At 48.7% G+C, this 7696-nt stretch carries 9 protein-coding genes, 1 tRNA gene and 1 rRNA gene; 3 read left to right on the forward strand and 8 right to left on the reverse strand.

Annotated elements, in window-relative coordinates; translation table 11 throughout:
• Nucleotides 1-180: 180 nt before the first annotated feature.
• The 6 genes from D3F01_RS07130 to D3F01_RS07155 form a co-directional block, all read right to left on the reverse strand.
• Nucleotides 181-591, reverse strand: a complete 411-nt coding sequence (locus D3F01_RS07130; RefSeq protein WP_015564578.1) for a hypothetical protein — start codon at nucleotides 589-591, stop codon at nucleotides 181-183.
• A 188-nt stretch (nucleotides 592-779) separates the two neighbouring features.
• Entirely contained in the window at nucleotides 780-1169 is a 390-nt protein-coding gene (locus D3F01_RS07135) for a hypothetical protein (protein ID WP_005923150.1), read from the reverse strand.
• 281 nt (nucleotides 1170-1450) lie between these two features.
• The gene (locus D3F01_RS07140; protein WP_005929423.1) at nucleotides 1451-1915 is read right to left on the reverse strand and encodes a DUF3592 domain-containing protein; all 465 of its coding nucleotides are present in this window, start codon (nucleotides 1913-1915) and stop codon (nucleotides 1451-1453) included.
• A gap of 179 nt (nucleotides 1916-2094) precedes the next feature.
• Nucleotides 2095-2760, reverse strand: coding sequence for a sigma-70 family RNA polymerase sigma factor (locus tag D3F01_RS07145; protein WP_120119672.1), 666 nt, complete (start codon nucleotides 2758-2760; stop codon nucleotides 2095-2097).
• Complete coding sequence (locus D3F01_RS07150; RefSeq protein ID WP_242887457.1) at nucleotides 2744-3157, reverse strand: hypothetical protein; 414 nt, start codon at nucleotides 3155-3157, stop codon at nucleotides 2744-2746. Before D3F01_RS07150 ends, D3F01_RS07145 begins: the two co-directional genes overlap by 17 nt.
• Before the next feature lie 37 nt (nucleotides 3158-3194).
• Nucleotides 3195-3575, reverse strand: a complete 381-nt coding sequence (locus D3F01_RS07155) for a helix-turn-helix transcriptional regulator (RefSeq protein WP_242887459.1) — start codon at nucleotides 3573-3575, stop codon at nucleotides 3195-3197.
• Between the two features lie 686 nt (nucleotides 3576-4261).
• Here D3F01_RS07155 and D3F01_RS07160 point away from each other — a divergent pair.
• The 3 genes from D3F01_RS07160 to D3F01_RS07170 are packed head-to-tail and all read left to right on the forward strand — an operon-like array spanning nucleotide 4262 to nucleotide 7288.
• Nucleotides 4262-5527, forward strand: a complete 1266-nt coding sequence (locus D3F01_RS07160; protein WP_117477637.1) for a plasmid recombination protein — start codon at nucleotides 4262-4264, stop codon at nucleotides 5525-5527.
• 42 nt (nucleotides 5528-5569) lie between these two features.
• A complete protein-coding gene (locus D3F01_RS07165) occupies nucleotides 5570-5884 on the forward strand; it encodes a helix-turn-helix domain-containing protein (protein ID WP_242887461.1) in 315 nt (104 codons plus the stop codon).
• A 15-nt stretch (nucleotides 5885-5899) separates the two neighbouring features.
• Nucleotides 5900-7288, forward strand: a complete 1389-nt coding sequence (locus tag D3F01_RS07170) for a site-specific integrase (protein ID WP_242887463.1) — start codon at nucleotides 5900-5902, stop codon at nucleotides 7286-7288.
• 162 nt (nucleotides 7289-7450) lie between these two features.
• Here the strand turns inward: D3F01_RS07170 and D3F01_RS07175 are convergent.
• Together D3F01_RS07175 and rrf are read right to left on the reverse strand one after the other, a co-directional pair.
• A tRNA-Lys gene (locus tag D3F01_RS07175) sits at nucleotides 7451-7526 on the reverse strand.
• A 38-nt stretch (nucleotides 7527-7564) separates the two neighbouring features.
• A 5S ribosomal RNA gene (gene rrf, locus D3F01_RS07180) occupies nucleotides 7565-7681 on the reverse strand.
• Between the last annotated feature and the right edge of the window lie 15 nt (nucleotides 7682-7696).

Genomic DNA, 7696 nt, shown 5'->3' on the forward strand with positions numbered 1-7696 from the left:
TAGCAAGACGGAGAAAAAATGTCACCAAAACGGTGTAAGCGCAAAGCAGGGATTGGTTCTTGATCTCTGTTGTGAGAGTTCACAAACGTCCGGGGTGCTGTTGCCGGAAGGATGCTTTCTTCAATTTTCTTCCAGAATTCTCTGCAAATAGCGGGCTGTTTATGCTTCTTGAGAATCCATCTAGTGAATACCGACACCCTCCATGATCTTTTCTATCCAATTTGTGGAAGAATCATTTTTCTCACTAAATGACCCCAAATAATGTGACGAACTCTCAACCTCTATTATTACACCATCCGGCATTCTGTATTTTTCTAAACTGAGATTCAAACCTTTAAGTGGGATTGTTCTAGCCAGTTGAGGGATAGAAACTGTATGGAGAATATCAATTTTTGATAAACCTCTATACGTTTCTGTCTTTTCGGCTTCACTTAGCAACCGTTCTGCATACTGATTTGAAATAACCTGTATGCGAAATTGTTCTTTTTCATCCTCGGTCATCTCAAGTGGAACGCCGTGCAATGTGTCCACAATATAGGACGAAATTTTAGCGAAGTGCTCGTCAAAATCAGTGGTATCTTCGTTGGTCATATTTCTGTTCTACCCTCATTATAAGCTTTCCGGTCTGCTTAAAGTTACAGCTTTCAGCGTAAAGCTTCCGTAGTTTTTAATGCTAAACGATAGTTATCGAACTTTTCCACAGCTTTTGCAAAATCGTCGAGAAAAAGTTCTGTATCTTTTTCATTCGTACCACTTTACCCCATTATTAGAATTGAAAATTAGTAGCCCTTTGATATAAATAAGTAAACGATGAATCCACCCCACAAAACAACTTCAGCAATTATCAAACACTTCAAGTGTTGCTGCAATTTTTCGGGGTCAATTTCGCCTTTTTTCAGAAAATCATAAATTGAATTTCGCAATTTATCTATGTCTTCCTGCTTGATTTCCAGTTTCAAATAAAAATTTTTCCCGAAAAGGAGCTGGTGCATCCCATAATATATTGAAAGCAATATTAAAAATGAAGTAATACTTACAAGCGCTGGCTGGGTCCAGCTTATTGTCATACCTTCTACCGATGTAAGATTTCTATAAAAAACAATATCACTTAAACCAGCTACAAACAACAGAAAATTCCAAACCAAAAATGTATATAAAGTTTTCTTCATTTTCTATACCTTCTTTCACTACTGCCCACATTGCTGGAAATATCAAACGCCTACTTTATTTTTATGCCCTCATTTTTTACAAATCATCAAACCTTCCCGCCTTGCTTTTTTGTTTAGATAACGAAATTTAAGCCTGATTTATTTCGTTTGTCCACAAAATTTTTCAAAATCGTATAGATGCACATAAACTTCCTGAAAATTTGTAGCACAATCGCAATCTTCTTTTAAATAAACACGCTATAAGGATAAACTTTTTGTTTTACCTCGATTGAAAGCCATCTTTAGCTTTCTGGTTTGAGAACTGTACTTCGGGCCGGATTCTTTGGGTCTACTAGAATTTTTATTGGTGCCCCTTTCGGAATACATGGATTGAACCAAAACCACTGCGACTTTCCATTATAGGTTTCACCTTTAACTTTATACTGATAATGTACCACATATGGATAGATTACATCTTCATCGGCAAGGTGGTAGGTACTCATATGAAATTTTATATGTACTCGTTTTGTTGCTGTAACCTTTCCAATGATTCTTGTTCCATTTTTCAAAAGTTCTGCCTTTTTATAGTCGGAAATAATCGCCAATCCGATAATTATACCTGCTACAATCCATGCTAATATCGCAGCCACCCAAATACCAGACTTACACGCTCCAACCGATATAATTGCCGCCACGAACATTCCGACATATGCCAGTGTATGAATAAGATCTTTTGAAAAAAACATTTTATCTCGTGTAATTTTCATAAAACGGCATCCTCCTCAAATCCTACAGTCGGTAATCAGCAGCTTCGTGAAATCAACGTTCCTTAGATACTTAGATTTAATCCTATTTTGTTTCATCCGTCTACAAAATTCCTCAAAATCGTATAGCTGCACATAAATTTCCAGAAAACTTGTAGCACAATCACGATTTTTCTTTTCACTCAGATAAACCACCACGGCAATTCCAGCCACAGGTTATCCATAGCCTGTTCCTCGGTCTTTTGGGCGCGGCCTTTTGTCAGGTGGAAATATATCGCCGTACCAATCAAAGGATGTTCCTTGCCATCAGTAAAGCCATAGCGGTACAGCAGATAGGTCTGCTCCCGTTGGGTCAACCGTTTCAGGCCATCGTACAGTTCCCGGCGCGATTCCTGATCCTCCATAATGCTCTGCGGCTGCATGGCGTAGGGGTCGGCTATGGCTTCGATGCGCTGCAGTTGTTCCTCTCCCGGCAGAACATCATCCAGCGAAACGCGCTGGTAACAGATACCATCCTTGTCCTCTGTCACCATCCGCTGCTCAAAAGCGGCAAAGGCATCCCGAACCATATCCATCATGGCGTTGCGGATGGCCGGAGCCGCGTAGGTCAGGAACTTCATGCCACGCGCTGCATCGAACTTCGGCACGGTCTTCCACAAGCCCAGATTGCCCGCCTGTTTCAAATCGTCCGTGTCAAGGTTCAGGCCGGACTGTGCCAGATTCATGCTGCGGAAAAGGTCATTTGCCACCTTGCCAATAAAGGACTTGTTGTTGTCGATCAGGCTGTCCAGTGCTGCGGCATCGCCTTTCTGTGCCAGCGCACAAAGCCGTTCATTCGTCTGCTTCATGGGCGTTTTCCTGCTCTGCGGCAGACTGCAAGATTCCCAGCAGACCGCTTCGCAGCTGTTCCAGTGCTTCCGGCGTAGCTCCTTCCATACCCGAAACGCTGTCCAACATTGCATCTGTCAACTGCTCTGCCGTGATCGTTGGGTGCTGCACATCCTGCCCCTTGGTCAGTTCATTGAACATCTTCTCGGCCACTTTCTTGCTCATGGCTTCCTGTTCGGCGTAATGGCTCCCGATACCCTTTTTGATTTCCTTGACCGCCGCCATGAAGTACATTTCAATGTCATCAAGGTCGCCTTGATACACTGGCTTTCTCCGAAGGCTGATGTCCTTTGCGGCTTTGGCTGCTTCCGGGGTCTTGACCTTTGTGCGCAGCAGGGTGCTCAATGTCGTGAGCATGGCATTCTGTGCTGCGATGCCGGACGCAAAGGTGTCATCAAAATACTGCGATATGCGGTAAGTAAGCTCTGCAAAGCGGGCGTTTTCCAGCAGCAGGGTTGACTACCTCTGCATTGACGCGCCCTGTGTAGAGGTTCTTTGCGGCTTCTACGGACAAGCCAAGTTCAGCAATGTCGTAGTTCTTGCGGTCGGGGATGTTGGTTTCTCCCAGCAGAAAATCCGTGGACACGTTGAACAGCCTTGCAATCCTCAGCACCTGCTCATGGGTCAGGGTTCCCTTTGCACCGCTGATAAAGCGGCTGATGGTACTCTTGGAGCAGCCGATTTCCTTGGCAAGCTCCGGTTGGCTTATGTTGTGCTCTTTCATCAAGTCCGCAAGACGGACGTTGGATGGTGCGGGCAGATATTCCTGTGCCATGTGGTCGGCCCTCCTTTTTGAGCTTTTTCCTCATTATAATACGCTCTGCCGTTTTGTTCAATATAAGGTTTCCTCTCTGCCCTTGCTGTTGCAGCCCTGCAACCAGTGAGGGCATTTTTCTTTTTCCGTTGCAGTTCTGCCGCTTTTTCGCCTTTCCTGCAAAATTTTCCGTATATTCAGGCACAAGGCAAAAAACACCAGAGTTCCCACTTTGGGGTACTCTGGTGCAACACATAACACCGCCCCGCCCGGTGGCCGCAGGGTGCGGGGTTTTGTAGGCATCGAGGCGCTTGTCCACCCCTGTCCGTAAAAAGTGCATTTTTTCACGGAAGAAGTTCGTACAACCTGTACGGTCTGTACTTGTACGCACCCGTACGGCAAATCGAGATAAATTAAGGCGTGTTATCGTTTATATTTCGGGTTTCCGTACACCGTACGAACCGTACAGGTTATTTGAACTCTGTACGCGATTTTTTCGGATGCGTACGGAGCAATCAAGTTCGCATTGTGCGAACTTGATTGTAACTCTCCCGCAGGAGACGTTCCCCCTCGGAGAGTCCTCGAAGAGCCCACTACACTTTGCAGCCCATAGGGATGAAAGTGTCATAGTGGGTTATTACACTTCCGCAGAAGTGCATCTCCGTTACCCGTCACCTCTCGATGAACCTTGAAAGGAGGGATGCCCTTTGGCAAGAAATGATGGCATTGACCGCACCAGTGTTCGAAATCTCGCCGTTTCGGACAAGGCCGTTGGCAACACTCAGCAGCACAACGAGCGCGAAAAGGACAGCTACCGGAACCCCGACATCATCCCCCAGCGCACTGCATGGAACATCCACTTCAAAAAGCCAACCGCCAGCTACACCGACCTATTCGCCCAACTGGAAACCGCTGGCACGATTTCAACGCGCGGCTTGAAGCCGGATGCCACCCATTACTGCGAGCTTGTCTTTGATGTCAACTCGGCCTACTTTGACAACCACGGCGGCTACGAGTTCGCCAAGCAGTTCTATGAGGATGCCTACCAAGCTGCCGTTCAAATCGTGGGCGGTGAGCAGTATATCCTCTCGGCAGTCATGCACGCCGATGAGATCAACCGTGCCATGACCGAAGCATTAGGCCGTGAAGTCTACCACTATCATCTCCATGTGGTCTATGTGCCTGTGGTGGAAAAGCAGATCCTCTGGTCGAAACGCTGCAAGGACAAGGCACTGGTCGGCACAGTCAAGGAGACCGTCATGCAGGTCAGCCGAAGCAAGAAGTGGGCTTCCAAGCCCCTGCTGGACGATGCCGGAAAGCCTGTCCTGCAAAAGAGCGGCAAGCCAGTCCTGAAGAAGTCGTACAGTGTCCTGCAAGACGATTTCTTCCACTATATGCGCAACGCCGGGTATACGGATGTAGAGCGCGGTGAGCGTGGCAGCACTGAAGAACACCTGACCGTCACCCAGTTCAAAGTCCAGCGGGAGCAGGAGCGACTGGACACTCTGACCGCCCAGATTGACCAGAAAGAGCAGCACCTCACCCAAACCAACAAAACCCTCTCCAAGACCGAAAAGGAACTTGCCGCTGTGCAGAAAAAGGTCACGCTCACAAAAGAAGCCCTCATTCATGCGCGCGATCTGGATTATATTGGTAAGCGCACCTTTCTCGGCAACTATTCGCTGACCGAAGAAGAGTTTTCCAAGCTGAAAAAGCAAGCCGACCACGGCTATATGATGGATGTGGAGAACCGCCGCCTGAAAGAAGAACTTTCCACCGCCAAGAAAGAGGCCGTTCGTTGGAGCAACAAGTACCACGACCTGTGGTACGACGTAAAACCCTATCTGGATGCTCTCCACCGTGCGCCCGAACTGGTGTGCGGCTTTCTGGAAAAGATTCTTGCCCCCAAGCAGGAGCTCACCATGAATGTGCAGCAGCGAAACCGCAGGCGTGGGCAAGATGTAGAACTTTAAGCTGAATTTTTAGATGATATGACAATATAAGGAGAAATGCTTATGGATTTTGACCGTAATTCTATGACCGTCCCTGTGCAATCTTCCGATTATACGAATAAGTTCTTGCAAAAGGACTCGAATCCCACTACAATGGAAGTGGTCACTCAAACCAATGCCGTCAAGTCTCCGACTGACAGCCCGAAAACCACGAAGCTGGTGTACACGGTGGAAGAGATCGCACGAATGTTGGCCATCAGCCTGCGCTCTGCTTACAACCTGTGCAACAGCACCACCGAATTCCGTGTCCTGCGGGTAGGCGGAAGCATCCGTGTACCGAAAGACAGTTTCGATGCGTGGCTCAACCGGGCAGCTTGATAAGGAGGCAACAGTATGGCATATATCACGAAACGTGGCAACTCTTACAGCGTCCGCTACACCTACGAAGATGAACACGGCAAGAGCTGCGACAAATGGGAAAGTTTTTCCACCAAAGAGGAGGCAACGAACCGAAAAAAGCAGATCGAGCATGAGCTGGCGGCCGGCACGTTCCTGATTCCGTCCTCGGTAACGGTGGCAGAGTTCCTCATGGATTGGCTGCCCAAGCAGTGCAGCAAGCACAAGTGGGCCCCCAAAACCTACGAATCTAACCTTTCCACCATTCAGAACCTTATTATCCCCTATATCGGCAGCATGGAGATGCAGAAACTCAAGCCCTACCACATGGAAAACCTCTATACGACCCTGAGCAAAACGCCCTGCGGTTCGTATATCGAGGGAAAGAAGCAGGAATTGACCGAAAAGCAGAAGCAGCGATTCCTTTCCGGCACGACGATCCATGAGGTGCATCGGCTGCTGGGCACAGCGTTCCAGTACGCCGTGGAATGGGGCATTCTTGTCAAAAGTCCTGTTCCTGTGGACAGCCCCAAGAAGTCCACGCAGGAGCGCACCATCTGGACGGTAGAGGAAATGCGGGCGGCTCTGGACAGCATGGAGGACCCCATCCTGCATCTGGCAGTCCATCTCACACTGGTGGGCGCGCTGCGAGAAGGCGAGATCGTTGGTCTGACCCCAGAAGATCTTGATTTTGACGCAGCAGATGGTATCGGAACCTTCCGTATCAACAAATCCATGCAGCGGGTGCGAAAAGAAGCCCTGAACCAAGTGGACGATGGCTGCATCATCAAGGTATTCCCGGACAAGCTGGAGCGCAGCACCACTTCCCTCATCCTGAAAAGCACCAAAACCGCATCCTCCTGCCGCACCATCTTCATGACCTCTGCACTAAAAGAAGAATTGAAGAAGTGGCTGAATCAGCTGGCGACAGACGAGAGAAAAGACCCGACACGCTACCATGACAGTGGGATGCTGTTCCGTCTGCCCAACGGTCTGGCGGTGGAGCCGGTGCTCATCCGCAAAAAGTTCCTCAAGTGGCAGGATGCCCACCCGGAGTTCCCCCGCATTGTCTTTCACGGTTTGCGGCATTCCAGTGCGACTTATCAGCTGATGATCTCCGGCGGCGATGTGAAGGCCGTTCAGGGAACCACTGGACACGCTACGGCAGATATGCTGGTGAACACCTACGCCCATATCCAGCAGTCCTCTCGTGTTGAACTGGGGAAGAAGTTCGAGGAAGGGTTCTATGCTAAGTCCGAAAGCCCCAGCCCACAGGCTGTACCCGCCGCAGGCGAACCGACCATCTCTATGACTGCTCTGCTGGAACTTCTGAAGAACGCAGACCCCGAAGTAAAGGCGCAGCTCCGTCTGGCTCTTCTGACCTGATGCAAAATTTACCACGCATTTCAAAGCAATTCCAGCCCATGCAGAGGATTCCCACGAAAAAGCCGACCGTGCAAAAACCGTGCATTGACCGTGCAAGCCCCGAATTTTCGGGGTTACATAACGAAAAAGAGCGTCAAATCTTACGATTCAACGCTCTTTTATTGGTGCACCTCCAGGGACTCGAACCCTGGGCCCACTGATTAAGAGTCAGTTGCTCTACCAACTGAGCTAGAGGTGCATATTGTCGAGATGCGGTTTCAAACATCCCGACATTTGAGTCGGCGACTACCTATTTTCACGCGCCGTTTCCAGCGAACTATCTTGGGCACGAGTGAGCTTAACTTCTGTGTTCGGAATGGGAACAGGTGGAACCTCACCGTCATCGTCACCGACCAATATGACTGGTTC

The organism is Faecalibacterium sp. BCRC 81149, assembly GCF_022750605.1.
Lineage (GTDB): Bacteria > Bacillota > Clostridia > Oscillospirales > Ruminococcaceae > Faecalibacterium > Faecalibacterium duncaniae.

Excerpts from the sequence above, each read along its gene's own strand:
- D3F01_RS07130 (WP_015564578.1), bottom strand. The coding sequence starts at position 591 with ATGACCAACGAAGATACCACTGATTTTGACGAGCACTTCGCTAAAATT.
- D3F01_RS07135 (WP_005923150.1), bottom strand. The coding sequence starts at position 1,169 with ATGAAGAAAACTTTATATACATTTTTGGTTTGGAATTTTCTGTTGTTT.
- D3F01_RS07140 (WP_005929423.1), bottom strand. The coding sequence starts at position 1,915 with ATGAAAATTACACGAGATAAAATGTTTTTTTCAAAAGATCTTATTCAT.
- D3F01_RS07145 (WP_120119672.1), bottom strand. The coding sequence starts at position 2,760 with ATGAAGCAGACGAATGAACGGCTTTGTGCGCTGGCACAGAAAGGCGAT.
- D3F01_RS07150 (WP_242887457.1), bottom strand. The coding sequence starts at position 3,157 with ATGCTCACGACATTGAGCACCCTGCTGCGCACAAAGGTCAAGACCCCG.
- D3F01_RS07155 (WP_242887459.1), bottom strand. The coding sequence starts at position 3,575 with ATGGCACAGGAATATCTGCCCGCACCATCCAACGTCCGTCTTGCGGAC.
- D3F01_RS07165 (WP_242887461.1), top strand. The coding sequence starts at position 5,570 with ATGGATTTTGACCGTAATTCTATGACCGTCCCTGTGCAATCTTCCGAT.
- D3F01_RS07170 (WP_242887463.1), top strand. The coding sequence starts at position 5,900 with ATGGCATATATCACGAAACGTGGCAACTCTTACAGCGTCCGCTACACC.